Source organism: Metabacillus sediminilitoris (assembly GCF_009720625.1).
GTDB classification, from domain to species: Bacteria; Bacillota; Bacilli; order Bacillales; family Bacillaceae; genus Metabacillus; species Metabacillus sediminilitoris.
Window position 1 is genome coordinate 3,060,017 of record NZ_CP046266.1, and the last position, 25,762, is coordinate 3,085,778.

Below are 25,762 nucleotides of genomic sequence, written 5' to 3' on the forward strand. Positions count from 1 at the left end.
TTTTGTGGTTAGAATAACAAAAAAACAAGGTAAAACCCTTATATATCAAGAGTTTTACCTTATAAGTAATTACATCACCCGCTTAAACATCTTCTCCATCTCATATGTCGAGTAATGAATAATGATCGGGCGTCCATGTGGACATGTAAAAGGGTCTGTTGTTTTTCTTAATGTCTCAAGTAAGGCGAAGATTTCATCGTTGCGCAAATGGTGATTGGCTTTAATCGATGCCTTACAACTCATCATGATCGCTGCTTCTTCTCGGAGTTTTTTGATATCGATTTGTTTCTCTTCTAAAACTTGTTGAATCATTTCTTCAATCGTTTTCGTTTCTTCTCCTTTAGGAAACCATTGCGGATGTGACCGTACGATATAACTATTTCGTCCAAATGGTTCGAGGAAAATGCCAACACTCGCAAGGATATCCAGATGTGCTTCAATAATCATCACTTCATCATTTGAATATTCAAATGTTAGCGGCACTAACATCTCTTGCACTTCTGAATGGATTTGACCAACTTTTTCTCGATAAAATTCGTATTTAATCCGTTCTTGGGCTGCGTGTTGATCAATGATAAACAGTCCTTGTTCATTTTGCGCTAAAATATAGGTCCCGTGCATTTGTCCAATTGGGTAGAGTGGAGGTACCCGATCTTTTGTTGTTTGTTCTTCATGTACTTCTTGTACTTCTTGTACTTCTTGTACTTCTTGTACTTCTTGTACTTCATATTCTTCATGATCATGTTCAATCGAACAATCATTATTTACCTTACTCTCTTCTCCTAACGGTTGTTCCTGGCTACTTACATCACTTTCTCTACCTAAAAATGGATCAAAGTCATATTTGTCGATTTCCACATTCGTTTCTTCTGTTTGTAGAATAGGAGTTGGTTCGTTAAACTCTTCTTTTACAAACGTATATTGTGGCTTTTGGTTAAATCCTTGTTGTTCCTTTTTCACATCATTGTGACTATGGTCAAATGAAAATTGCTGTTGTTCATCTAGTATTTTTACTCGTTGTTTCTTAGGAATTTCCACAGATGGAATGAGCTGTTGTTGTCGAAAGACATCCTTGATTCCATTTGTAATGAGCTCATTTAATTCTGCTTCTTTACTTAGCCTTACCTCGAGCTTTGAAGGATGCACATTGACATCCACAAGGATTGGATCCATTTTTATATTTAAAAACACAATTGGATAACGCCCAATCGGCAACAATGTGTGATAGCCTTGTTGGATCGCTTTTACAAGTGGATAGTTTTTAATAAATCGACCGTTAATAATTGTGGAAATATAATTTCGGGACGCTCTTGTGATCTCAGGAAGTGCAACATAGCCATCCACTTCGAAATCTAATGATTCTAGCGATATCTTCTTCATTTTTTTTGCGATTGAGATACCATAAATGGCAGCTAATACTTGGCGAACATCACCATTCCCATTTGTATGCAGGAGCTTTTTGCCATTATGAACTAAACGAATCGAGACCTCAGGATGTGATAAGGCGATTCTATTTACAATATCAGTTATATTACCAAGCTCGGTATGAACGGTTTTCATATACTTTAAGCGAGCAGGTGTGTTAAAAAAAAGATTGCTGACGGTGATATCCGTTCCTTTACGGCTAGCCGTTGATTCATGCTTCTCCATTTTTCCGCCTGAAAGAACAATGTGTGAACCAGGGCCATTTCCTGTGCTTGTTTTCATTTCTAATAAAGAAACGGAGGCAATACTCGGGAGAGCCTCGCCTCTAAAACCTAAGGTTCTTATCCTGAATAAGTCATTTTCATCCTTGATCTTACTTGTGGCATGACGATGAAAGGCATTCAGGCAATCATCTTGTTCGATTCCATCGCCATTATCTAAAATTCTAATTTTCCCTAAGCCTGCTTCTTCAATTTCAATCTCCACAATCGTACTATTGGCATCAATCGCATTCTCAAGTAGTTCTTTTACGACTGATGCTGGTCGTTCAACAACCTCACCAGCGGCAATTTTATTGGAAAGTTGCTCATCTAGGCGAATAATCTTTCCCAAGAATTCTCACCTCCATGTAATTACTTTACTTTCTTTTGCAGCTTGTATAGCTCATTCATTGCATCAAGTGGCGTCATTTCTAAGATGTTCATTGTTTTTAACAGCTCGATAACAGCTTGAACATTTTTTGGTAATGCTGATGCTTTCTTAGCTTTCGGCTCTTCTTCAGAAAACAGTGATAGCTGAGCATCGGAAAATACTTCTTCTTTTACGACTTGCTTTACGACAACAGGATTTGGCATATCGGTTTTATCTGCTTCTAATTCTGACAGAATTTCTTTCGCCCTGCTGATGAGCGACTTTGGAAGGTCAGCTAATTCCGCAACATGAATACCATAGCTTTTGTCTGCAGCACCTTCTTCAATTTTGTGTAGGAAGACAACCTTGCCATTCTCTTCAATTGCTTTTACATGGATATTTCTTAATGAAGTTAATTGCTCTTCCAGAATCGTTAGCTCGTGATAATGGGTTGAAAATAATGTTTTTGCACCAATGTGTTCATGAATATATTCAATGATCGCTTGGGCTAAAGCCATCCCATCATACGTAGACGTTCCTCTACCGATTTCATCGAAAAGGATTAAGCTTTGTGAAGTAGCATGTGCGATTGCATTTTTTGCTTCAAGCATTTCAACCATAAACGTACTTTGTCCAGAAATTAAATCATCTGCTGCCCCGATTCTTGTAAAGATTTGATCAAAAATGGGTAAAACAGCTTCAGTAGCCGGTACATAACAACCGATTTGCGCTAAAATCGCGGTTAAGGCAACTTGACGCATATATGTGCTTTTCCCTGACATATTCGGACCTGTTATTAAAAGCATCTGACGATCATGATTAAAATAACAATCATTTGGTACATATTCTTGTGAATCCATTACTTTTTCCACGACTGGATGACGGCCGTTTTTTAGAAAAAGCTCACCATTTTGTGAAAATTGCGGCTTACTATAATGTCTGTTTTCACTTACTGTTGCAAAGCATTGTAGCACATCAAGCTCACTGATTTGTTTTGCTAAAATTTGTAATCTAGGAATAAAGTTTTTTACCTTTTCTCTTAATTCTAGAAATAATTGATATTCAAGATCAACAATCTTTTCTTCCGCTTCTAATATTAAAGCTTCTTTTTCTTTTAATTCCGGTGTAATAAAACGCTCGGCATTCGTCAACGTTTGCTTTCGCTCATATTTTCCTTCCGGCAATAAATGAAGATTTGCTCTCGTGACTTCGATATAATAACCAAACACTCGATTATAGCCGATTTTCAGGGATTTTATCCCAGTATGTTGACGCTCCTGCTGCTCAAGCTGGGCGATCCACGTTTTTCCATTACGGCTTGCATCACGATATTGATCAAGACCTGCATGAAATCCATCCTTGATAATATTTCCTTCTTTTACAGATAGCGGCGGATTATCAACGATCGCTTCGTCTAATAGCTGTGTTAAGTCCTCACAAGGGTCGAGTGGTTTTGTTAAATACACATCGTTTTGCAGTGTTTGCAATAATTCTTCAATTGCTGGAACTTGTTGAAGTGATTTTTTTAATTGGATTAGATCTCTCGCATTTACATTTCCGAATGCTACTCTTCCGGCAAGACGTTCTAAATCATATACTTCTTTTAGTAGAGTACGAAGATCTTCACGTTCAAAAAAGTTAGCAATAAAGGTTTCGACCATTGCCAATCGTGATTCAATTTTCTCGCGATCAACAAGTGGTTTATCCACCCATTGTTTAAGTAATCTGCCACCCATCGCTGTTTTTGTTTCATCTAAAAGCCAAAGCAATGAACCCTTCTTCCCTTTTGAGCGAATTGTTTCTGTTAGTTCTAAATTCCGTTTGGAAAAAAGATCGATTTTCATTGCATCTTGTAAATAATAGACTTTTACAAGTTGGAGATGATCAAGACTACGTTTTTGTGTTCGTTGCAGATATGTTAGCAATCTAGCAAATGTGGAAGTCAGACGTTCATCGTGTAGGTCTTTCACGACTTCCAAAATCTCCTGTGTAATGGTTGTTGTTTGTTCATAGGATAATGTCGCTTGGCAACGATCTATTAATTGTTTTTTCCATTCATCAGGTAAATCGGTTGAAATAACGACTTCTTTGGCACCAACGGAATAAATCTCATTTAATGCTTCATCAAAATGAGAGCAAATTGCAACAAGATTTTCCCCTGTCGTTAAATCACTGAAAGCAAGTCCAATTTGTGAATCAAATGCTGTTAATGATGCAATAAAATTATTTTCCTTATCATGTATCCCTTTTCCATCCATAACGGTCCCAGGAGTAATAAGCTGGACAACTTCTCTTCTCACTACACCTTTTGCTTGTTTTGGATCCTCTGTTTGCTCACAAATGGCTACTTTATGACCTTTTAAAATAAGTTGTTCTATATAATTCGGTGCTGAATGATACGGGACTCCACACATTGGAATCCGTTCTTCTCCCCCACCATCTCTGCTTGTTAAGGTAATTTCGAGTTCTTGTGATGCTTGAATCGCATCATTAAAGAACATTTCATAAAAATCTCCTAAACGAAAAAATAAAAAGGCATCTTGATATTCTGCCTTAATCTTTAAATATTGCTGTATCATCGGCGTATAAGTTGCCATGTATATCCCCCACTATTAACGTAACGTTCTTTAAAAATCACATATCATTATATCATAAATCGACAAATTTCTGTGAATTTAGAGAGAGGGAATGATAGGAATCATTATCCCGAGTTTGCATAATATTATTATGACTACAAAAAAAGAAAACTAGGAGGACTAAACCTCCTAGTTATTCTTCAACATCGCCAACTAAAAATTCTGGATTTAAATCTTCAAATTCCTCTTCTAATTCTTCCCATTCTTCATCATTGTCATCATAACCATCAGGGTTTACATGTACACAAACTTTTGTTTCGCCAATCACTTCAGCCAGATGCTCTCGTTCTGCTTGAACGATGATTTTATTTCCATTTGGAGAAATGGTAACTTCTAAGCAGTTAGGTTGTTGTAATGCTTTACAGATGACTTCATGTTCATCATCAAGAAAGTTATCGTCTTTATATCTTAATTTGATGACATCAACATATTCTACACGCTCAGTAACAACCTCAGTTTTTGTGTTTTCATTGTAGGAATACCAAACGTTAATATCGTAAGTACCTTCTACTTCAACAGTATTCCCATTCTTTTGAGCATCATAATTATGGTTAATAATCCAGCCACCTAAAATGCTCGCAGGTTTTTGCGATGGTGAAATCGTATGTGTACATTGTGAAAATTTACGTCCTTTCGCAACAACTGCTTTTGTAATTATTTCTCTGTATTCAGACATTAGACCATACCCTCCTCAATAAATCTTCCTTTTAATCCTATGCTAGGCTAGTTACAATTGTGCCAATTAATTAACGAAAATGATGACAAGTTACGCCAATTCATGAAACGATATAGTTCATTGTATGCTTGGGATTCTAAATATTTGCCTAAAATTCAAAAAAGGTGCTACTTTAATATGAAAAATTTACACCCTCGAATGTTGCATTTTATGTTTGATTGAAAAAGGGTATGGTCATGTTTTTATTCGAAAGAAATAAAATAAGGGACTGACAGTTAATGTCAATCCCTTACTAATATGATTCGCAATATACTTGAACATAAACTCAAAAGGGCCATCGTTAGGCGAATGCCTTATTCGTGGTATTCCTAATGTGATAAGTCTAGGTTATGAACAACTTCCTCCAGAAGAATTACGAACTTTAGAACCCGTTTCACCAGCTAATAGATCGCCGCCAGTTGAAGAGATAATCTCATTCGTCACTTTGTTAGAAATTGTATGAGAAACAAGTTGAAGTAATTCGTTTACTTCTATTTGTGATTCTTGAAATTCCTGGATAATCGGTATTTCATCTAATTCATTTTGAATTTTTTCAATTTTTTCTTCAACCTTTTTTAAGGCTTCAGATTTATTATAATGCTGGAAGTTAACTGCTTGCTTTTGAAGACTTTTAATACTGGCAATCATTTCACGTACTTTTTGGTTTTCATTGATTTGAGCCTCTGCACGTTTAAAAAAATCAACTTCCTTTGATTCTGAAATCATTTGCGCAAGTTCACGAGCTTTTGCCACAATATCATCTTTTGTATAGATTGTCGTCATCTTATTTCACCTCAACCGCTTCTTCTATCATTTCTCCATTAAGCGTCCATGTTTTTGCTTTTGTAATTTTCACCTTTACAATCTGCCCAATCGCAGATTTAGGTGCTCTGAAGTTAACTAGCTTACTTTTTTCCGTATAGCCAGATAAAACATCAGGATTTTTTTTACTTTCCCCTTCAACTAAAACATTAACAATCTTACCTTCGTATTCTTTTAATTTCTTTGCAGATGTTTCATTTACAAGAGCATTTAAACGTTGAAGACGTTCCTTTTTTACTTCCAACGGAACATTATCCTCCATTTTTGCAGCTGGTGTACCTTCACGAGGTGAATAGATAAACGTATAGGCGCTATCAAATTCTACTTCACGATACAATGATAAAGTTTCTTCAAATTGCTCTTCTGTTTCATTCGGGAAGCCGACAATAATATCAGTTGTTAATGATGCGTTAGGCATTGCTTCTTTAATTTTACGTACTAATTCTAAATAATGTTCACGAGTATATTTTCGTGCCATAATTTTGAGAACATCCGTACTTCCTGATTGAACTGGTAAATGAATATGATCCAGAAGGTTTCCACCTTTTGCTAATACTTCGATTAAGTGATCATCAAAATCACGTGGATGACTTGTCGTGAAGCGAATTCTCGGAATATCGATTTTACGAATTTCATCCATTAAATCGCCTAATCCGTACTTCATATCTTCAAAGTCTTTACCATATGCATTTACGTTCTGACCAAGAAGGGTGATTTCTTTATATCCTTGTGCTGCTAATTGACGAACCTCATGAATAATTTCTTCTGGTCTGCGGCTTCGCTCTTTTCCGCGAGTATAAGGAACGATACAGTACGTACAGAATTTATCACACCCATACATAATGTTGACCCATCCCTTAATATTTCCTTTGCGGACTTTAGGGAGATTTTCGATAACGTCCCCTTCTTTTGACCAAACTTCAATGACCATTTCTTTTGAAAGATATGCTTCATTTAAAATGTTTGGTAATCGGTGGATATTATGCGTACCGAAAATCATGTCAACGAATGGATGAACCTTTAAGATTCGATTCACAACAGACTCTTCCTGTGACATACAGCCGCAAACACCTAATAATAAGTCAGGTCTTTCTTTTTTTAATGTTTTAAGATGGCCAAGTTCACCGAATACTTTGTTTTCCGCATTTTCACGAATTGCACATGTATTTAGTAAGATGACATTTGCATCCTCAACACCATCAGTTGGTTCATAGCCAAGTGCCATAAAAATACCCGCCATGACTTCTGTGTCATGTTCATTCATTTGACAGCCATATGTGCGAATATAAAATTTTCGACCTTCACCCATTCCTCTAAATTCCTCAGGAATTGAAAAGCCTTCGTATTTAACATCTTCTTTCCCGCGCTTTTTCGCATCTTTTAAGGAAGGTGGCATATATACTGCTTGGAAATACTGGCTGTAGTCCTTTTCGGATTTTTTGTCCGATGGATTTACTTTTTGGGAATCTAATCTTTGTTTTTCGTTCATCTATTAGTTCAACTCCTTGCTGTTATTGCGTTTTCATGAGTTTGTTATCGCAATCTCTAACCCTTCTATTATAAGGCAGGATTATGGCAAACTCAAGTTGATTTCATTTCCTGTTTGCGGTAATCCCTTAGTTTAACCGTTTCCCACCTCTATTATTAGGATAGACACAAAAAAAAGACTAGGATACCTCCTTTAAGGATACCTAGCCTATTTGAATAATTATGTCTGAATGATTTATTTTGCTTACATCAAGTTTGAAATAAACATCTAAAAAGTGGTCTTTGTAGTTTGGATATTAGCTTCAATAATATTGTATTCAAACGGTTTACAAAGTCATAAGCTTTCTAATTTTTGCTACACTTCTTTAGCAATTTCTTTTCTATTAGGGGCGAGTGGGGGTTGTTCTAACCATTTATTTTGTACCATCAAATCAAACCATTTCTTTGTTACCATAAGATTTTGTAGAATTGTACTCTCAAAAGTGGTCACAAGGTCTGTTCTCATAGCTGATGCTAGACCTGTCCCATGATATGCCTGTGCGGCTTGGAACAAGAAACCTATATGATACAACATTAACTTATCGGAAAAAGGGGAATCTGTTGAAGTTGTCACTTCTGTTTCCCACGACTTAGGAACTGGCAAATTATCCTTGTGCATGATTTTTGCAAGGGCTTGTATTTGTCCATCAGACGTTTTCTCGGAATCCTCTAAAAATTTTCTTACTTCTTTTATTTGGGTGACCTGACTGAATGCGATAGAAAGAGTTTTAGCCATAATACTCTTTTTAAGATTGAAAGAAATACTGATAATTTCTGTTGCAGTTAAACGCCTTCCTTTTCCAAAAAACCCATCTGTGAAATCTTGGCTAGTAATAAATTCAGGATTCTTAGCAGGATAAAATAATGGGTCTCTTTGAAAATTTCCTTTCTCAAGCAATAACTCTATGGTTTGATGATACATCTTTTTCGCATCGTTATCGCATGAATCGTAAAAATCCCTTAAGTCTTTTCTAACTGATACGGCAAATGCTGTGCTGTGCCCCAACAAACCATGTAATGTCATGATATGTAAATAATTTAGGCAAAATATATCCGTGAACAATCTCGGTTTACCTTTAAACAGGTCTGATTCTGTAAATCCAATTGGGACTGGAAACCCCTCGTTCTCCATAAAAGTTACGATTTGTTCCTTTTGTTTTCCAAACGTCTTAATAGCATCCTCAAAAATGGCTTTAATTGACTCGTCCTCAATAATTGAAACCATATATCTATTTACTACATCTGTCATTGTACCGTTCACATATTCTCCCCACAGTGTTCCTATTTCGGAAGATGTGAGTTTTAATTTATTCTCTTCCACATTATCACCTCTAGGATATTATTTACCAATTCAATAAAAGGTATGAATTTGAATTTGTATCAAATGAAATCAGTAAAAGAAAGCTGATAATTCATAAACCAAGACATCTAAAACGGTTTAAGCAAAAAAGCAATTCCGTTTTTCTTTTCTAAATTCAAATACCGCTTGCCTAATAATCATAATGGTTTACTTTCCTTATCCTCTAAATAAAAAACAGCCTTTTTAGTCTAAAAATTTCTTCGGATAAACTTACAAAATAAAAAGGTAGGTTTTAACTTAATTCCAGCCTTTCTTTTTCACTCAAATTCCTTCCCCGTATTCCCCGTCCTACCGAATAAGGCAAACAAAATATATAATTCCCTTTTATTTTGGAGATATTAACTCTAAATGCTATATATTAGGAGGCTTTTTATGGGCGTTTACCTACCAGTTAATATTCTAATGATTGATAATGGATGGCTTAATATACAACCTTCAACACTTGACCAAAAAAGTAACGGTTGAAAAAATGAAGCAGTCTAAACTTCTATTAGTAGATTATGATGATTCTCCCTATGGAAAAAACTAAATTGATAAAAGGATAGTCGGGATAATGTGAACAGTGCAAAAGAAAAATTATTATGGAGTATAGCACTTCCAGGGTTTGGACAATTTTTAAACGGAAAAGTGGTAAAAGGTGTTGTTATTCTGTTTTTAGAATTTCTAGTTAATGTACAAGCGAATTTTAATGAAGCAATCATTTCAAGTTTTCATAGGGATATTGAAAAAGCGATTGAACAAGTTGATTATCAATGGTTAATGTTTTATCCATGTTTGTATTTTTTCGCAATGTGGGATGCGTTTAAAGACGCAGGTGGGGGAAAAGAAAAGTATGCTTTCCTTCCGTTTGTATTTTCAGCCTATTTTGTAACGGTTGGATGTATCTATTCATCAAGTTTTAGGATATTTGGGGTTTTATTCGGACCTGTTTGGCTTCCTATGCTATTTGTTATACCGGGATTGGTTGTTGGTTTATTAATTAAGAAAATATTAAGTTAACCGTTAATCAGATTTTTATGACTTCCTTCTTTTGCTTTTTTAACCCTTTTTCTCACTCCTAGTTAGGTCGTGCTTATAGGAAATCTTAATTTTCAAAAAACATTCTAGTAATTAGTCTAAAAATATTTCATAATTACTTATAGATATAATGCTTAGCTTAGGGGGGGAGTAATAATGGTTGAAAGTGAGTTACTTTATCGGGAACTAAAAAGACTAACAGACGATTATTCCAAGTGTAACAATCCATCCATCCAAAAACTATTACAAAGCGATATTGAACTTTTAACAAAAGCCTTGTTGTTGAGGAAGAGTTAGCCATTTAAATTAGAGTTTACTTAATACGTAAAAGATGAACTGGCTTTTCACTAACCAAATCTCTTCCTTTGATTTCAGTAAATACAAATTCAATAAATTCTTTATCTAAATTTTGTTCAACAGATTTTCTATAGATATTAATTAATAATTCATCCTCTACATAGAACCAAGAATAAGACATAATTTATCACTTCCTCATTTAATATCTATATTTTCTTTACTTCAAAGTGTTTTTATTCTTTAGTAAAGCAATTAGACAAAAAAGAGAATAACCCGTTTAGGCTATCCCCTAGAAGTCCTCCAGTGTTAAATTGTTTTCTTCATTACCTGTTAAACCCAATCCCGTACAATCAATAATCCTAGTATGTGATTGCATGTACTTAGATATGAAAGAAGTTTGCTGTACATGTAACGGATGATTCTTTTTTAACCATGCACGACTAACAATGTTATCCAGTAAATGTACTGTACCATTAGCATCTGTTATAAAGTAAAGTTTCCTATTCTGTAATCCTTCAAAACTATCAATAAACATTTTTAGAACAACTCCTTTTCTCTTTGGGCTTATAAGACGATTTGTATAATTGACGGGTCTATTTTAGTTCCTTCTAGCCTGAAATGAACGTCAATGTAAAAATCCTCCACTTTGGTTATGTCCTTACCTTTTCCAAAGGCTTCCACTGGTAAATTGACTTCTACTTTAAAGATTTCAAACTTAACCTTTCTCAACTGGATAACTTTTCCTATTGGATATTTTTCTATTGCCTTAACCCAATTGGATTCTTTTGGAAGTTTCATAGTTTGGTAGTGATTGGAATGTAACCCGTAGGCAAGATTTTCCTTTTTCTTCATTCGGTGATACACTTTGTTAACTGCAAGTAGTTCCGCATATTTAAATTTTCCAACCATTTGCCCACTGGATATTTCTTCCTCACCATCCCAAATTTCACCATGTAAATCAATAATGATAGTTCCATCATCTTCCAGTCGATAACTACTGATACTATTCTCCATTGTCTTCACCGCTTCCAAAGATGTTATTTAAATCCTCTTCACTTGGGGCATAGACTTCTTTACGGTTTATGGAATCCCATCTTTTCTCTAGGTCTATGATTTCCTTCGGTTTCTCCGTTAGATGGATATGAAGGTTATCTGGTGCTAGAAGGTTACCTGTCATTTTGGCTAATAATTCAATAGCCTTTATTTTATCCCTGTTAGGCATGGCAACCTTTACTATTTCACCAGTTTGATAATTTACTACTTCATCCTTACCGTTTAGTATCATCTTGGATAACTCTTCCTGCATTTGTAAACCTGTCATAACTTCGGTGTTAACAGTGGATAGTTCCTGAATGTAAGCTTTTACCAGTTCATTCTTCATGTATTTTTCACCTGTCTTTACATGAATACCAACTTGTTCACTAGCTTGTTTTATAACTCCCGTTCCTGCATAGGCTATTGCAAAGCTTCTTTGTTTATCGGTTAATCCATCTAATTTACTCTTGGTACGTTTTTCCATGTTATATCCTCCTTAGTTTTAAGACAAATAAAAAAAGGGAGTGGATTTTACTCTCCGTTTCCTCCTTCAAATTGAACATAACTGGAAGACATTCCAACTTCTCTTTCCAGTGATTTAATTTCTGTTTCCAATTCCTCTATCTTTGCTTTCCGTTCTTGTCTACCTTCGATTGAAGTAGCTTGTTGGTATGCTTTCATTTCCTTAGTGATTCCTTTTGTATAGTCCTCATAGCTATCATAAGCATTATAGACTTCAGGAACTTTATGGAAATCCATATCATGTTCTACTTTCGGTCTATTCAACTCTAATTCAAAGAGATGGCTGTCCATTCCGTTAGCTACAACAACCTTGTTATAGTAATCCATTGAAGGCTTTTGGTCAAAGCTTCCATATTCTAAAGCCATCGCTTCGGCTTTGAAAGTAGAATTAAAGTTAGCCTTGGATAAATCATCTAATCCTTCATATGTCTTAGCGGTTACTGGTTTAATATCAGAAACTTTACCGTTTTGGGAAACAGTGTAATAACTTACAATCCCATCCACTTTTACAAATCGTTTTTCACCTGCATTACTAGCAAGTGTAATGGTTGGATTTCCCATTTCTTTAAGCTTGGATAGTTCTTGTACCTTTTGTGCCATAAGTGACTTTTGAGATTTTAAATTTTGTTCTGCCATTAATTTCATCTGTCTTCCCACTGGTGAATTGATAAATGAGTTCATTGCTTTTAATTGTGCTTCCATGTTCATAATTATTTTCTCCCCCTGTCATATAGTGCTAACATCTTAGTTAGTCTTCGGTATTCTAATTCCAGTTTGTCAATTTCTTCAATTGCTTTCTTTAAATCTTGCTTTAACTGGTGATTCTCCTTAGTAGCAAAGAAGTATTTTCTTTTTAATTTCTCATTTTCCACCGATAAGACGGTAACAGTATCTTCCAACAATTGGTTAGTTTCCATACCAACTCCAATCTCCTTTCTATTTTTCGGATTATAAAAATTATTGGACTACCCTATAACCACCTCACAGGATGATTTTAATAGGATAGTCCTAAGCCATTACAATCCATGTTGTAACGGGTCTTGCACTTGTGGTTAAAGCTTTTAGGTTTTACATTCCCTTCCTCAAGGGGAACAACCTGACTCAAGATAACCCGTCAACCCTTCCAAAGCGAACAGGTAAAAGAGAAAGCCTGTACAAGAACAATGATGGTTCTTGAAAGAAAAATAAGAAATGGCGGAGGGATACTAACAAGATTGTTTCGTCTTGGATTGGTTACCAGTTTTTCTTCTCTTGCTTTTTCCCATGATAGAAAGGCGGTGGATAGCGTTCCAATTCTACCCACCAAATTACAAGGATTGTCCACATGAATACGTCAACGTTCTTTTTACATCTTGGTTGTTGATTCCAAGAAAACCTTAAAGGTAAATACAATACCATGTCCAAGAATGTGCTAGGCTTCTAGTCATTAGTATTTTATTTAGAAAATGGTTTCCCACTTTCCATAAACCTCACTAACAAAGCGTGTTATCTCAACATGGCAGTTAATGAAGTCTAGCAAAGGAGGAATATAAGATAGACAAACTAAAAAATAAAAGAGAGGTAAAAGTAATTGCGATTCGCACTACCTTACATATATATAAGAGGATATTATTTTTAAAATCTTACAGTTTTTGCAAATTTTCTTAGAGATTTTTTATCATTCTCTAGTAGTTTAGCAATCTCCTTTAGTAGTCTAGTGATGGTAGAAGGGTGCATTCCAAGTTCTTCCCCTAACCCCTCAAGATGGATTGTACCGTTATCCTTTACACTTCCAGTCTTTACTAGTTTGTCATCTTTCATAGTCCATTTATCAGCAAAGGCGATTCCTTCCAGTACGATAGTAAACTTTTCATACTTGTTAACACTTACTTTATCTTCCAGTAGCATTAGGACTTCATCCACCAATTCAATAATGGTGTTATCAGTTGTTACTTTGTCAGTTTTCTGCGAATTGTCATTTCCTACCATTTCATGTAGGGTAAGGTTATTGTCTTGGTTACCGTTTCCTTTTACCTTGTTATCCATTGAAGCACGTTTAACACTTAGTTTCTCTGTGTAAGAATCTCCAAGGTTTAGGACATCTTGTGTCTTCATATGTTTATAGAAGTCCTTTACAATCCATTCCATGCCCCTATTAAGCCAGTTCTCTAATTCGGTAGTCCTTTCATTCTCTGGGCGATTAATGAAGCGTATTGCCCTTACTGTTGCCTTCTCCATTAGATAGGATTCAACCTCCTGTGCTTTCCAGTGTCCTCCATTCCATTTACCTTTAACTTTTGCTACCTTCCAGTTGTTAGATAGGATTACCTGATTTAATTTTCTTTGAACTACCTTGTTAATGATTTTTCCCTCTGCTTCTGTTAACATTGTCATTTTAATTCCTCCTGTTTTTGTTTTGTTTATACTTCTTAATAAAGTCAAACTGGTTTTTTGCACCCCTCATAGTTGTTAATCGAATGATGTTCTTAACATGGGACATTTTTCTGTTGATTAAAAAGCCTTATAATTTACTAACAAAGCAAACTCGTTTTCTGTACCCTTGCCCCTATAATTTTTTAACGATTGAAACTTGTTTTCTGTACCCTTCCTATTTAAAAAACGATTCAAATTGATGAAATGCACAATTTTTATATAAGCTTTCTCTTACTAATAAAGGGAACTGGATTGAATGCACAAAAGGACATAAAAAAAGAACCGTACCGTTAGGACAGTTCTTTAAATTGGGATATGTTTTTGTTAGATTTTCAAAACTTTTCTCTCTTATATAACTGTAAGGGTAATAAGTTAGTGATAATTACTTAGTTTAAATTTGTTAGATTTTCAAAAGTTTTGTCGCTTTAATTATTGAGAGGTAAGTTAGTTAATAGAGAAATAAATAATAGATAAGAAATAAAACACTACCGAAGGTAATCAGTTCTTATTAAAAAGCTTTACAAGTTAATGAAGATATGAATTGTTCGTCTACACTCACAATTAAATATTTAAATAGGATACAAACGGTAAACTTAATAAGAGAATTATGATAAAGGTTTATAAGAAGGGGAAACGATATAAACAAGAGTTATACCGATACGATAGACATACTACATTATATTTATTCTAATTAAGGAAAACACTGTCATAGCAGCGTTTGTGATGGGTGGAATTTGTTGGAAGGTGTTAAGAATAAGTATCGTTACGGGGATGATATGTCAATAGTAAATTGTTGGAAATTTTAATATTTACAAATAAATATTTTTGTCAATGGTTATTTTAGGGAAACTTTTTAGTCACAACTAACCGTTAATGTCAACATGAAATTTATGGAAGGATTTTTGTATTTGTTGGAAAGAGGGTTTGTCAACCAATGGTAAATGTACCGTTATGTCAAGTACCAATTTAAGGAAGCGGGAGATTATCCTTATACACCCCTCATACAACCAAGATGGTAAGAATTGGAGTGATATTTGCGGTAATCCATAGGAGATTGTCTTTAATTCAATAGGTAAGCTAGGACTACCAAGGATAGAGATGAATGCCACATACATCCGATTGTATAATTATAAGTGTAGATACACCAACCCCCTAGCCCCACCCCTTTCCAATAAAGTTAATATTATCTTGTTTGGTTGTAGAATTATGGAAATAAAAAGATAATGTCATATTATACCACCCGTTCCAATAGTACCCAATTATAACGGTACATTCCTACACTACCATTTGTTTACATTAAATCCTTATCACTAACACATTACCAATACCTGTCATTATAACCAGTACATACCATTTAACCTTATTGCCATTTTGATACATTTAATCCATTTGTTTACATAACGATTAGATTATCCATAGTTGGGAATTGTTGGTAATGCTGGGGGGCTTTAAAAATTGGAATAATTTGGTGGATGGTATTAATATCTAATACATTTTTAAAATAAACTTGGGGCATCCATTTTTATTTTTTTCTCAGTATAAATTGGCGAAACAAAAAAGATTAACCGTTTAGGCTAGAATCCTTTATAAAGAAAAAGCGTCTCTACCTCATAGGCTTTTACTCGTCTACATATTCAATATTAATCCCATTTACTTTTTTATCCATTTCGCAAGTTTCAGAAGATTTATCATAAATAACTTTTAGGTTCTTTTCGTCAATCCATTCAACAGAAAAGTCTTTATCAGACCTAAATGTATTTCCTGATTCATTTTGAAAATCATCATCTTTGTTTAATATGGATAATTGAGGTGAAAATCCCGTTGTTGCACCACAACTTCTTTCGAAAATATAAGCAACATTCTCACCATTAGGAGAAGGGATTTTTTGTTTAATATCATTTCCACACAAATCCTCAAATAAGAAATCCAATAGATAATTACCAGCCATAAATACAAATAATATTATGATTAACTTCATTAAAAGAGTTTTTAATCTTTTTGTCATTAGAACCACCCAAAATTCAAGTAAATTAAAATTATTTTTACCTAAATGTACTGTTTTATTATGTTCTTCTTTATCTATCCTGCCCCTTTCTAAAAAAAAGAACCTACCATTAATAGGTAGGCTTGTAATCTCTAATTATGAATACTTCTTTCTAAGAGTGGTTAACGGCGAAGCATTTCTCCCACGTTCTAAAACAGTCTTGTCTTCCATTGATTGAATATATCTTTCGGTTGTCGCTAACTGGTTATGTCCTAGTAACCGACTAACCGTATAAAGGTCTGTATGCCCTAGTGATATTTGTGCATAGCTTCTCCTACAACTATGTACAAGTAGCTTAACATCTACCCCACAGGCTTTCCCGCTTCTCTTTACTACATTGAGAACTGCATCATGACCCATTCTACCGATAGAGTTAACATCCTTCATTACAAGCCCTCCACCTTTGGCACGTGTACAGACGAACAGGAAGGGGCATTCCTCGCCTTTTAGGTACTTCTCTCTAACTCTCCTATACTTGTTTAATTGTCGCTTTAAATGTAGGCTTACAGGCACTAACCGCTGTTTGTTACCTTTCCCCCTAATCAGTAGGGCATCATCGAATACATCCGTTAACATTATATTGGATAACTCCGCAGAACGGATACCAGTTTCAAACAAACAGGTTAAGATAGTTTTATTCCTGACATCCATGTAATTACTTCCACAATAGAAGTCAATCATCTTCTGAATATCATCAATGCTAAAAGGCTTAATCATTACCTTCTCTTCCTTAAGTAGTTCAATGTCATTCAGTGGATTGTCTTTCAGGATTTTCTCTTTGATACAGAACTTATAGAAGTTGTTAAGTGTTTTTAGTTTGGTGTTAATGGTATTGGCTTTGATACTTTCGTCTAACAGGTGCTTAATCCACCTTTTGATATGTCTTGTTGTAGCATCCTCTAGTTCAATCTGAAAGGATTCCCACAACCATCTTTCAAACTGTATTAAAATTGCTTTCTTGTTTTTGACGGTTGACTTACTGTAATTTTGGATTTCGATTTCTGTAATGTAGTCTTCTAGTGATAGGTTCATTTGCGATAATCCTCCCTGATTTTAATAATCGTTAGGATTACGGCAAACTCATAATTTAAACTTTGCGGAAATAGGCTTGAAGCCTTGGGGCTGTAAGGCTGAATGAACGCGAAGCGTAGGGGTAGTCCTTTTCGGATTTTTTGTCCGATGGATTTACTTGAGTACTTTCCTTACGTTGTTGTTCATTCATTACGTTTTTCTCCTTTCAAACTTACCCTTTTATTTCTAAATGGTCTTGATCTCGTTGTTTTTTGCATAAATGTTGTACATAAAGCGAATAAAAATAGAGAAACATACAACTAAATAGTATATCGATAACAGTCTTATAAGACAATCATTTCTAGCAACTAGTCAAAATTTTACACGTTTTGTCTAGAAAAAGCGAATTCTTTAAAAACAAAGTATTCATTAATATCCTCGCTGACGATTCACAAGCCCTTGCAATGGTTGATCATTTACATAGCGTTGGATATTATTCACAAAAAAGCTACAAACTCCATCAGTTGTACTTGGTCCTGATAAATGTGACGTGATATGGACATTTGATAGTGTGTATAGTGGATGATCTACTGGCAGCGGTTCTGTCTCAAATACATCAAGAATGGCAGCTTTAAGATGACCTTTCCTCATAACAGAAACCAAATCCGTTTCATTTATTAATGCGCCGCGTCCCACATTCATAATAGTGGCATTAGTTTTCATCGCGAGCAAAATATCATGATTTATGATGTGTTTTGTGGCATCTGTTAATGGTAATGTCAGCACTAAATAATCCAAATCTTTAACAAAAGCTACCCATTGTTCCGGTGAAAAATGGCGATCTACTATATGAGCTTGCTTGCCATTAAAACTTAACCCATGAACATTCATCTGAAATGCTCGTGCTTTTTGGACAATTTCTGCTCCAATTGACCCTAAGCCTGCTACTCCTATTGTTTTCCCAGCTAGTAATTCTGGAATAAATGGATCCCAGCGATTTTCACGTTGCGATTGTTTCATCCTTGCGACATCTTTTAACATGTATAACAGAAACGTAAAAACGTATTCAGAAATATAAGTACCGAATTGATCAACAATTCGTGTGATCGTTATGTTATTAGGAATGGTAGCATCTGCCATCAAATCATCGACCCCGGCTCCCATTGACTGATACCATGATACAGATGAAGCGCTTGGTTTATTTAAAAGGTGGGTTGGAAATTTCCAGCCTAAAATAATCTCTGTACCTGGTAAATGCTTTTTTGCTTCCTCTGACGTTGCTGCTACTTTTATATGATTAAATCCATGATTTCTTACACATTCTGCATAAGCTTTTGCTCGGTCTGGACTATATACTAGAATGGTTGGTTGTGTTGATTTCAATTTCATCGAATCTCTCCTTCAGCAAAAGCTTTTTTTCATCATTTTCATGATAAGCTATCTTATGATCAGCTCTTCGTTGTTGGAAATTATATGTAAGAAATGACCTCTATTAATCATTTAATCAAGCCATCTTATTCACTACAATTAACCTTTACATTTTATTTGTTTCACCACCATTTTGTGTATAGGCATTTTGTAAAACAATTCTCCATCCATCAGGGTCTTCAATCGTAACACCGTTCTTTTTCCAGTACGGATTTTCTGGCGCTACTTCTGGATAACCCATTGCAGCTAATCTATGGACGATTTTGTCTCTAGCATTCCGGTCAGGTATATAAAACACTAATAAATGATCTTCTGAAGGGGGAGGACATGCTTCTGCATCAATATACTGAGTAAATTCCAAGTGATATGCTGCATTTGGTAATCCAAACATGACTCCATCATACCCGCTATGTTGCTCAAAATGACCAATTATTTCTAATCCAATTCCATCGCGATAAAATTCGATGATCTTCTGTAATTGATTTGTAGGTCTTGCAATGCGAAACTGAGTGACAGGTAGTTTTTTTGACCAAACGTTGCTCATGCTATCACCTCTTGAACTATTTTTAAAATGGAGTCTAAAGAAAACGCTTTTAAGGCTATGTTGATTAAGATGCAAAAGATTCCTATCCATGCTGCAAGCTTCCGACTAATTTCTTCACAAAGCTATATTATTAACTTACAATACTAAAGCTCCTATTTAAAACTACTAAATTTGAACAGATTGTTATAGACTATCGATAAGAATGGTTTTTTAGCAAGATATGGAAACATTATGAATCTGGGAGGTTGTTTTAGTTGCAAACCATTTACAAGATGTTTGAGCATTTACATTGGGCAAATGAACAAATACTAGCTGTCTTGCAAAATAGTGAAGATAAAATGAATGAAGAGAAACGATTATTTTCTCATATTCTTCTAACGGAAGAAGTATGGTTAAATCGAATAATAGGTCTCGAAAATCAAGCTTCACTGATTTGGACAGAACTAGGAATTGAAGAATGTTCGAAACAAATAAATCAAAATAAGCAAAAGTATGAACAATTTTTTGCAAGTTTGCCTGACCAGCATGCGGATAAACTTATTACCTATAGAAATAGTACTGGTCAAGAATTTACAACATCAATAAGAGATATTTTAACCCATATCGCCCTTCACGGTCATTATCACCGCGGTCAAATTAATCAGAAACTTCGACTTGACGGTTTCGAACCTGTTGGTACAGATTTCATTACATTTGTAAGATAATTCCACAAGAACGATCAAGACCATGATTACTCTTTATGTACAAAAGCAGGATATAACAAAACGTGTCATATCCCGCTTCAACGAATGCTTAAAAAAATAAGCTTACGTTTCAAACAAAAACCCAATTTTCCCATCTTTCCATTCAAGTTTTGCATCAAACGCTTTTTCGCCCTTTTTAAAGCCTTTTATTTGGTCGGAGCTTCCGTCTTTTAATAACTTTTGAACATTTGCCTGCGTAATTTTTTTACCGAGGATTTTTTTGGAAATCGTAAAGGTACATTTATTCGTTTTGTAATTAGCACATCCGTAAAATTCACCTTTGTCAACTATGTCACCGTCACACAGCTTACATTTACCGAGTTTTTTACTCACTTTGAAGCGTGAAGATTTACGTTGAATAGCTTCTACTTCTAATCCTTCGAAGCTCCAATTTGGTGCAACTGTTATGGCATCTTGAACGATCTTTGAAGAGAGCTTTTTCGTTAACTCCATAAAAACGCTTGGTGATGCCTGTCCTTCACCAATTTCTGAAAGACGCTGCTCCCATTTCGCAGTCATTTCAGGTGAGGCTAAAATTTGATCACCGATGGCTTCAATCAAAACCTTGCCTTTATCTGTAGCGAATACCTGATTTTTTTTCACATCTATATATTTACGATCTTTTAACATCGTAATAATCCCGGCTCTCGTTGCCTCCGTTCCTAACCCTTCTACTCTGCTTAACACTTTTTCTAATTCATCATTCTCCAGATATTTTCCAGCCGTTTTCATTAATGTGATTAACTGACCTTCTGTATATCGTTTTGGAGGCTGTGTTTTGCTTTCCTTTGTTTCCACTTTGTGAACTTGCCCGCGATCGCCTTTACTTACATTCGGAAGGAGCTGGTCTTTTTCTTTCTCCTCTTGGAAAATGACTTTTCTCCAGCCTTCCTGAATTTGCTGTTTTCCCTTTGTAATAAATTCTGCACGGCCATCAACCAATGTTGTTAAAGTAGAATAGTCAAAAATGGCTTTATCGTAATGAGCAGCAATCAGTCTTCTAACGATCATGTCATACATTTTTTGTTCATCAGCTGATAATCTTTTTGGATCTTTCACCTGCTCTGTTGGGATAATCGCATAGTGATCCGTCACTTTTTTTTCATTTACATAACGTGAATTATCTATGATTGATGATTTTGGCAAAGGAAATAAGTCTTTGTAGTCATCAAAAGCACTTAATTTCGCTAAAATTTCTGGAAAGAGCTCTGCTTCACCTTTTGTGACGTAGGTTGAATCACTTCGTGGATAGGAAACAATCCCTTTTTGATACAGTGATTGTACAATGTCCAAAGTCTTTTTAGGAGAAAATTTATACGCCTTATTTGCTGTAGCTTGAAGCGATGACAAGTTAAATAATAATGGCGGTTGGTATTCCTTGCGCTCGGTTATGATTTCATTAATTTCAGCGGGCTTATCTTTACAAAATGCTGCAATTTTATTAGCAAGCTCAACATCCATTACCCTTGTTTGATGATCTTTTTGCCATTTCCCTTGATACTTCTTACCATTGACTTGAAACGTTGCAACGATTTCCCAAAATGGTTCAGGTTTAAATGCATCGATCTCTTTTTCTCTTTTTACAATTAATGCAAGTGTTGGTGTTTGAACACGTCCTGCTGAAAAAACGTCATTCATCCCTTTCTCTTTTAATAAAAGGGAATATACCCGTGAAGCGTTCATTCCAACTAGCCAATCGGCACAAGCTCGGGAATATGCTTCATAATAGAGATTTCTCGTTTTTTCATCATCTAGTAAATGGCGAAATCCTTCAAGAATGGATGCTGGTGTAAGGGAAGAAATCCACAATCTTTTTAATGGTTTTTTCACACCTGAAAGCTGAATAATATTTCGGATAATTAGCTCCCCTTCACGCCCGGCATCACCTGCATGAATGATTTCATTTACTGCTGGATTTTTTATTAACTGTTTGACAATATTGAATTGCTTCGCTTTTGATTTTGTTACTTCATATTTAAATTTATCAGGAATGATCGGCAACATTGAGATTGACCACTTTTTCCATTCATCCTTATAAGCTTCAGGTGCACTTAATTGTGTTAAATGACCGATTGCCCATGTACAAAACGCGCCATTTGGGAAAAGTTCATTAGGTTTGACCTCAAAGTAGCCATCTTTCTTAACCCTTTGAAATTGTGCACAAAGGGTTGATGCTTGATCTGGTTTTTCTGCGATTATAAGCTTCATTTCTTTATCACCTTATCATTTATCTAAAGCTATTTATCTATTAAGCATCTATTATTTTACTCTATTTTTTCTCTCTTGAAAAACAGGGAAAATGATTTTTTATCTTATTGTGTTAGTAAAAACACTGTTTTTTGACTATATTCCAAGCATTTCTTGGAAAAAGTGTTCGGATTAATTTAAGAAAATAAATGGCTAAAAACACAGAGCACCCAAAACTGAATACTAGGAAAACTACCTAAAGACCGTGATTATTGTAGCGAGGTACCAACATACTATAGAGTAATCAAATATACTACCACTGCCAAAATCAATGGTTCTAAATAAAAACGATCAATGAATAATAGTTGAGGTGACTACATTTTTAGTCATCTCTTTTCATACATTCATTAATGAGGATCTCTAAATTTGTAATATCACTAATAGAAACAATCACAAAGTATCCCTCTTGAAAAATTAGTTTTTAAAAATTATTATTAATAATTTAATTTACAAAGGCATACTTATAAACTAAAATATAAAACGTAATTATTTCGATTTAATCACCTAACATAATTTAATATCATTTCCAATACATACTCTATCAATTATGACTATATATATTTTACATAGAATCATATAAATGATCATTTCGGAGGTAACTATGAACCGCATAATTCGTGGCAATATTATTGATATTACCGGTATATTAATTATAGCTTTGGCCCTTTTTCTCGTATCGCTAAGCTCTGGTGTTAAAGTTTCTTCAGATTTCCCCCCTTCTTTATTAAACCTAAACACTATTTTTCTTAGTATTTTGATAGAAGCCCTTCCCTTTGTTTTAATTGGAGTACTTATTGCAGGAATGATTCAAATTTTTGTAACCGAAGAACATATTCAAAGATGGATTCCTAAAAACAAAATAATGGCGGTTATCATGAGTTGTGTAGTAGGAGCATTATTTCCTGCATGTGAATGTGGAATTGTCCCCATCGTCCGGAGGCTTGTTTCAAAAGGTGTACCTATATACGCAGCAATGGGCTTTATGTTGACAGGTCCTCTTATCAATCCTATTGTTATCGCTTCAACTTATATGGCATTTGGCAATGATATTAAAATAGCAGGATTGAGGATGGGTTTGGGCTTTATTATTGCAATAATAGTTGCAATGATAGTAAGTATGCTATTTAAAGGAAATCAATTCAAAGCTTCCCTTCATTTAAGTCACTCTCACGAACAAGTTAAGGATGAAACTTTTATGAATCGCTTTTGGTCAATGCTCACCCATTCAATAGATGAATTTTTTGACATGGCTAAATATTTAATCATGGGTGCCTTTTTGGCTGCTTTTGTACAAACCTATATGCCGGCTAAATCTCTTTTAGAAGCTGGCAGTGGACCCGTTTCATCATTACTAGTCATGATGGGCTTAGCATATGTTTTATCACTATGCTCTGAAGCAGATGCATTTATAGGGGCTTCCTTTAGCAATCTTTTTCCAACTCCATCTATCCTTGGTTTTTTGATTTTCGGGCCTATGATTGATTTAAAGAATACCCTCATGATGCTTAGCGTCTTCCGATTTAAGTTTGTTTTTGGCGTACTCTCGATTGTTGCTTCAATTATATTTATTACTCTAATGCTGCTGAAAGGTTTTATATAAGGGGGTGATATCGTGATTTTCAATTTTCAGCAGGCAATTAGAGCACTAATTTTACTTGCATTTACAATTCTGATTTTCCATCTCCATTTTACTGGGGACATTACTAAGTTTATTAATCCTAAATATGTGGGGTTAAGTCAATCAGCATCTATTATTTTTTTATTATTGTTTTTCATTCAGATTACTAGAATATGGACTAATAGGGAAAATCATCATGATCGTTGTCATCATAATCATGATGATCACAATTGTGAACATCACCACGATCATGGGAACACTCCATTTACAGTAAAAAAACTATTTTCTTACTTAATTATTATTTCTCCTTTATTATCAGGATTTCTGCTCCCAGCTAAGATTCTGGATGCTGCTATTGCTGAAAAAAAAGGTGGTATGGCGATTCTAACCAATCAAAAACAAATGGCTGATGCAGGCTTAAATAACGGTTCATCTGAAAATAATAATAAAACAGGAACGGAAGAACGGTATGTTGATGACAATACTGAGGAAAATGAAATTGATGAAAATTTACTCATTCATGAAAATGCAGACCCTAATGACTTAGAACAAAATACAATAACAAAAGATGAATATGAACAATTAACACAAGAATTATTACAAAACTCAAATATCGTGATGGACGAGGCAATGTTTGCTACTTACTATGATGAAATTAGTATGAATATCGATAAATATAAGGGCAAAAATATTGAATTAACAGGATTTGTCTATAAAGAGGCAGGGTTAAAACAGGAGCAACTCGTCATTTCAAGATATTTGATTTCCCACTGTGTAGCAGATGCGAGCATTATTGGATTTCTAACCGAATTACCCGAAGCTTCTTCAATTAAAGAGGATACATGGATTAAAGCTAAAGGCATATTAGATGTAACGACTTATAACGGTACAGTCCTTCCCTATATTAAAATTACGAATTGGGAAAAAGTCAGTGAGCCAAAAGAACCTTATCTTTATCCTTTAAACATTAAAGTCTTATAAAGATGTGATAGGAAGCTGATGATACCACTCTAATTCAGCTTCTTTCTTTATGTATTTATATAGTTTCTATCATTTCTGAGCAATTTATTTCCGTTACAATTAATTATCCTTTATTATGGTAAAGTGATAAGGATGATACAATAACAACTATACATGTAATTTGGAGGTATTTTAATGAAAATTGTCGCAATTGTGGGAAGTATTCGCAAAGACTCTTACAACTTAAAGCTTGCAAAATTTATTCAAAGCCGATATACAGAACAATTTGATCTTGAAATTCTTTCTATTCGTGAATTGCCTTTCTATGATCAAGATATTGAAAATGATCCACCTCAGGTTGTTAAAGATTTCAAAAATAAAGTTGCTAATTCTGACGCAGTGTTATGGGTAACGCCTGAATATAATGCTACAATTCCAGGAGTATTAGGGAATGCAATTGATTGGTTGTCACGCGTAGAGAAAGTAATGATTGGTAAACCTTCTTGGATTGTCGGCGCTTCAATGGGGAATTTAGGTACTGTTAAAGCCCAATTACATTTACGTGATATTTTATTTGCTATGGGCCTTTCATCACCACTTCTTCCAGGAAACGAAGTTTATGTTGGGGCTGTACATGAGAAATTCAATGATAAAGGAGAACTAATTCACGAGCCGACAGTGCAGTTTTTAGATAAAGTCGTTGATAACTTTATTAATTGGTTTAATCACCAAAATCGATAATATATTTCAAACTCCCCCCCCAATAGGT

At 34.8% G+C, this 25,762-nt stretch carries 25 protein-coding genes; 6 read left to right on the top strand and 19 right to left on the bottom strand.

Going from position 1 to position 25,762, the window contains the following annotated elements; genetic code table 11:
- Positions 1 to 69: 69 nt before the first annotated feature.
- From mutL to GMB29_RS14500, 6 genes are all read right to left on the bottom strand, one after another.
- The gene (mutL, locus tag GMB29_RS14475; RefSeq protein ID WP_155443901.1) at positions 70 to 2,037 is read right to left on the bottom strand and encodes a DNA mismatch repair endonuclease MutL; all 1,968 of its coding nucleotides are present in this window, start codon (positions 2,035 to 2,037) and stop codon (positions 70 to 72) included.
- Positions 2,038 to 2,057: 20 nt separating this feature from the next.
- Entirely contained in the window at positions 2,058 to 4,652 is a 2,595-nt protein-coding gene (mutS, locus tag GMB29_RS14480) for a DNA mismatch repair protein MutS (protein WP_136354727.1), read from the bottom strand.
- Between the two features lie 172 nt (positions 4,653 to 4,824).
- Positions 4,825 to 5,367 carry an outer spore coat protein CotE gene (gene cotE / locus GMB29_RS14485; RefSeq protein WP_136354729.1) on the bottom strand — a complete coding sequence of 181 codons (543 nt, stop codon included), beginning with the start codon at positions 5,365 to 5,367 and terminating at the stop codon, positions 4,825 to 4,827.
- A gap of 387 nt (positions 5,368 to 5,754) precedes the next feature.
- Positions 5,755 to 6,189 carry a regulatory iron-sulfur-containing complex subunit RicA gene (locus tag GMB29_RS14490; protein WP_136354731.1) on the bottom strand — a complete coding sequence of 145 codons (435 nt, stop codon included), beginning with the start codon at positions 6,187 to 6,189 and terminating at the stop codon, positions 5,755 to 5,757.
- A 1-nt stretch (position 6,190) separates the two neighbouring features.
- Positions 6,191 to 7,717 (bottom strand): tRNA (N6-isopentenyl adenosine(37)-C2)-methylthiotransferase MiaB, encoded by a 1,527-nt coding sequence (miaB, locus tag GMB29_RS14495; RefSeq protein ID WP_136354733.1) that lies wholly within the window; start codon positions 7,715 to 7,717, stop codon positions 6,191 to 6,193.
- Between the two features lie 354 nt (positions 7,718 to 8,071).
- On the bottom strand, positions 8,072 to 9,076 hold the full coding sequence (locus tag GMB29_RS14500) for a DUF3231 family protein (protein WP_136354734.1): 1,005 nt from the start codon (positions 9,074 to 9,076) through the stop codon (positions 8,072 to 8,074).
- Positions 9,077 to 9,670: 594 nt separating this feature from the next.
- Between GMB29_RS14500 and GMB29_RS14505 the strand changes: the two genes are divergently transcribed.
- Positions 9,671 to 10,114 carry a hypothetical protein gene (locus tag GMB29_RS14505; RefSeq protein ID WP_136354736.1) on the top strand — a complete coding sequence of 148 codons (444 nt, stop codon included), beginning with the start codon at positions 9,671 to 9,673 and terminating at the stop codon, positions 10,112 to 10,114.
- A gap of 174 nt (positions 10,115 to 10,288) precedes the next feature.
- Positions 10,289 to 10,429 (top strand): hypothetical protein, encoded by a 141-nt coding sequence (locus tag GMB29_RS14510; protein ID WP_155443902.1) that lies wholly within the window; start codon positions 10,289 to 10,291, stop codon positions 10,427 to 10,429.
- Between the two features lie 16 nt (positions 10,430 to 10,445).
- Here GMB29_RS14510 and sda read toward each other — a convergent pair whose 3' ends face one another.
- The 12 genes from sda to GMB29_RS14565 all read right to left on the bottom strand — a co-directional run bounded on the left by sda (position 10,446) and on the right by GMB29_RS14565 (position 19,425).
- On the bottom strand, positions 10,446 to 10,610 hold the full coding sequence (sda, locus tag GMB29_RS14515; RefSeq protein ID WP_136354738.1) for a sporulation histidine kinase inhibitor Sda: 165 nt from the start codon (positions 10,608 to 10,610) through the stop codon (positions 10,446 to 10,448).
- A gap of 108 nt (positions 10,611 to 10,718) precedes the next feature.
- On the bottom strand, positions 10,719 to 10,964 hold the full coding sequence (locus GMB29_RS14520; RefSeq protein ID WP_136354739.1) for a hypothetical protein: 246 nt from the start codon (positions 10,962 to 10,964) through the stop codon (positions 10,719 to 10,721).
- A 29-nt stretch (positions 10,965 to 10,993) separates the two neighbouring features.
- Positions 10,994 to 11,443, bottom strand: coding sequence for a hypothetical protein (locus GMB29_RS14525; protein WP_136354741.1), 450 nt, complete (start codon positions 11,441 to 11,443; stop codon positions 10,994 to 10,996).
- Entirely contained in the window at positions 11,433 to 11,948 is a 516-nt protein-coding gene (locus tag GMB29_RS14530) for a terminase small subunit (protein ID WP_136354743.1), read from the bottom strand. The genes GMB29_RS14525 and GMB29_RS14530 overlap by 11 nt, the downstream gene beginning before the upstream one ends.
- Before the next feature lie 47 nt (positions 11,949 to 11,995).
- Complete coding sequence (locus GMB29_RS14535; protein ID WP_136354745.1) at positions 11,996 to 12,694, bottom strand: hypothetical protein; 699 nt, start codon at positions 12,692 to 12,694, stop codon at positions 11,996 to 11,998.
- Between the two features lie 2 nt (positions 12,695 to 12,696).
- A complete protein-coding gene (locus GMB29_RS14540; protein WP_136354747.1) occupies positions 12,697 to 12,903 on the bottom strand; it encodes a hypothetical protein in 207 nt (68 codons plus the stop codon).
- A 697-nt stretch (positions 12,904 to 13,600) separates the two neighbouring features.
- Positions 13,601 to 14,359, bottom strand: coding sequence for a hypothetical protein (locus GMB29_RS14545; protein ID WP_136354749.1), 759 nt, complete (start codon positions 14,357 to 14,359; stop codon positions 13,601 to 13,603).
- Positions 14,360 to 16,016: 1,657 nt separating this feature from the next.
- The gene (locus tag GMB29_RS14550; protein ID WP_136354751.1) at positions 16,017 to 16,403 is read right to left on the bottom strand and encodes a DUF5412 family protein; all 387 of its coding nucleotides are present in this window, start codon (positions 16,401 to 16,403) and stop codon (positions 16,017 to 16,019) included.
- A 135-nt stretch (positions 16,404 to 16,538) separates the two neighbouring features.
- Positions 16,539 to 17,474: a tyrosine-type recombinase/integrase gene (locus tag GMB29_RS14555; protein ID WP_136354753.1), complete on the bottom strand. Its 936-nt coding sequence runs from the start codon at positions 17,472 to 17,474 to the stop codon at positions 16,539 to 16,541.
- A gap of 55 nt (positions 17,475 to 17,529) precedes the next feature.
- Positions 17,530 to 17,664 (bottom strand): hypothetical protein, encoded by a 135-nt coding sequence (locus GMB29_RS27730; protein ID WP_264766579.1) that lies wholly within the window; start codon positions 17,662 to 17,664, stop codon positions 17,530 to 17,532.
- A 218-nt stretch (positions 17,665 to 17,882) separates the two neighbouring features.
- Positions 17,883 to 18,842 carry a D-2-hydroxyacid dehydrogenase gene (locus GMB29_RS14560; protein ID WP_227551357.1) on the bottom strand — a complete coding sequence of 320 codons (960 nt, stop codon included), beginning with the start codon at positions 18,840 to 18,842 and terminating at the stop codon, positions 17,883 to 17,885.
- A gap of 145 nt (positions 18,843 to 18,987) precedes the next feature.
- Positions 18,988 to 19,425, bottom strand: coding sequence for a VOC family protein (locus GMB29_RS14565; RefSeq protein ID WP_136354754.1), 438 nt, complete (start codon positions 19,423 to 19,425; stop codon positions 18,988 to 18,990).
- 254 nt (positions 19,426 to 19,679) lie between these two features.
- On the opposite strand from GMB29_RS14565, the gene GMB29_RS14570 reads away from it, so the two are divergent.
- Entirely contained in the window at positions 19,680 to 20,129 is a 450-nt protein-coding gene (locus GMB29_RS14570; protein ID WP_136354756.1) for a DinB family protein, read from the top strand.
- 102 nt (positions 20,130 to 20,231) lie between these two features.
- On the opposite strand, the gene GMB29_RS14575 is transcribed toward GMB29_RS14570, so the two are convergent.
- Positions 20,232 to 22,376: a DNA topoisomerase III gene (locus GMB29_RS14575; RefSeq protein ID WP_136354758.1), complete on the bottom strand. Its 2,145-nt coding sequence runs from the start codon at positions 22,374 to 22,376 to the stop codon at positions 20,232 to 20,234.
- Between the two features lie 640 nt (positions 22,377 to 23,016).
- Here GMB29_RS14575 and GMB29_RS14580 point away from each other — a divergent pair.
- From GMB29_RS14580 to GMB29_RS14590, 3 genes are all read left to right on the top strand, one after another.
- A complete protein-coding gene (locus GMB29_RS14580; protein WP_136354760.1) occupies positions 23,017 to 24,015 on the top strand; it encodes a permease in 999 nt (332 codons plus the stop codon).
- Between the two features lie 12 nt (positions 24,016 to 24,027).
- Positions 24,028 to 25,014 carry a TIGR03943 family putative permease subunit gene (locus GMB29_RS14585; RefSeq protein ID WP_136354762.1) on the top strand — a complete coding sequence of 329 codons (987 nt, stop codon included), beginning with the start codon at positions 24,028 to 24,030 and terminating at the stop codon, positions 25,012 to 25,014.
- Between the two features lie 174 nt (positions 25,015 to 25,188).
- Positions 25,189 to 25,734 (top strand): NADPH-dependent FMN reductase, encoded by a 546-nt coding sequence (locus GMB29_RS14590; RefSeq protein ID WP_136354764.1) that lies wholly within the window; start codon positions 25,189 to 25,191, stop codon positions 25,732 to 25,734.
- Positions 25,735 to 25,762: the final 28 nt, after the last annotated feature.

What these genes read in the sequence shown, in the direction of transcription:
- GMB29_RS14550 (WP_136354751.1), bottom strand. Translation starts at nt 16,403, where the DNA reads ATGACAAAAAGATTAAAAACTCTTTTAATGAAGTTAATCATAATATTA.
- mutS (WP_136354727.1), bottom strand. Translation starts at nt 4,652, where the DNA reads ATGGCAACTTATACGCCGATGATACAGCAATATTTAAAGATTAAGGCA.
- GMB29_RS14580 (WP_136354760.1), top strand. Translation starts at nt 23,017, where the DNA reads ATGAACCGCATAATTCGTGGCAATATTATTGATATTACCGGTATATTA.
- GMB29_RS14575 (WP_136354758.1), bottom strand. Translation starts at nt 22,376, where the DNA reads ATGAAGCTTATAATCGCAGAAAAACCAGATCAAGCATCAACCCTTTGT.
- GMB29_RS14510 (WP_155443902.1), top strand. Translation starts at nt 10,289, where the DNA reads ATGGTTGAAAGTGAGTTACTTTATCGGGAACTAAAAAGACTAACAGAC.
- GMB29_RS14535 (WP_136354745.1), bottom strand. Translation starts at nt 12,694, where the DNA reads ATGAACATGGAAGCACAATTAAAAGCAATGAACTCATTTATCAATTCA.
- GMB29_RS14530 (WP_136354743.1), bottom strand. Translation starts at nt 11,948, where the DNA reads ATGGAAAAACGTACCAAGAGTAAATTAGATGGATTAACCGATAAACAA.
- GMB29_RS14545 (WP_136354749.1), bottom strand. Translation starts at nt 14,359, where the DNA reads ATGACAATGTTAACAGAAGCAGAGGGAAAAATCATTAACAAGGTAGTT.
- GMB29_RS14560 (WP_227551357.1), bottom strand. Translation starts at nt 18,842, where the DNA reads ATGAAATTGAAATCAACACAACCAACCATTCTAGTATATAGTCCAGAC.
- GMB29_RS27730 (WP_264766579.1), bottom strand. Translation starts at nt 17,664, where the DNA reads ATGAATGAACAACAACGTAAGGAAAGTACTCAAGTAAATCCATCGGAC.
- GMB29_RS14540 (WP_136354747.1), bottom strand. Translation starts at nt 12,903, where the DNA reads ATGGAAACTAACCAATTGTTGGAAGATACTGTTACCGTCTTATCGGTG.
- miaB (WP_136354733.1), bottom strand. Translation starts at nt 7,717, where the DNA reads ATGAACGAAAAACAAAGATTAGATTCCCAAAAAGTAAATCCATCGGAC.
- GMB29_RS14590 (WP_136354764.1), top strand. Translation starts at nt 25,189, where the DNA reads ATGAAAATTGTCGCAATTGTGGGAAGTATTCGCAAAGACTCTTACAAC.
- GMB29_RS14555 (WP_136354753.1), bottom strand. Translation starts at nt 17,474, where the DNA reads ATGAACCTATCACTAGAAGACTACATTACAGAAATCGAAATCCAAAAT.
- sda (WP_136354738.1), bottom strand. Translation starts at nt 10,610, where the DNA reads ATGTCTTATTCTTGGTTCTATGTAGAGGATGAATTATTAATTAATATC.
- GMB29_RS14490 (WP_136354731.1), bottom strand. Translation starts at nt 6,189, where the DNA reads ATGACGACAATCTATACAAAAGATGATATTGTGGCAAAAGCTCGTGAA.
- GMB29_RS14520 (WP_136354739.1), bottom strand. Translation starts at nt 10,964, where the DNA reads ATGTTTATTGATAGTTTTGAAGGATTACAGAATAGGAAACTTTACTTT.
- GMB29_RS14565 (WP_136354754.1), bottom strand. Translation starts at nt 19,425, where the DNA reads ATGAGCAACGTTTGGTCAAAAAAACTACCTGTCACTCAGTTTCGCATT.
- cotE (WP_136354729.1), bottom strand. Translation starts at nt 5,367, where the DNA reads ATGTCTGAATACAGAGAAATAATTACAAAAGCAGTTGTTGCGAAAGGA.
- GMB29_RS14525 (WP_136354741.1), bottom strand. Translation starts at nt 11,443, where the DNA reads ATGGAGAATAGTATCAGTAGTTATCGACTGGAAGATGATGGAACTATC.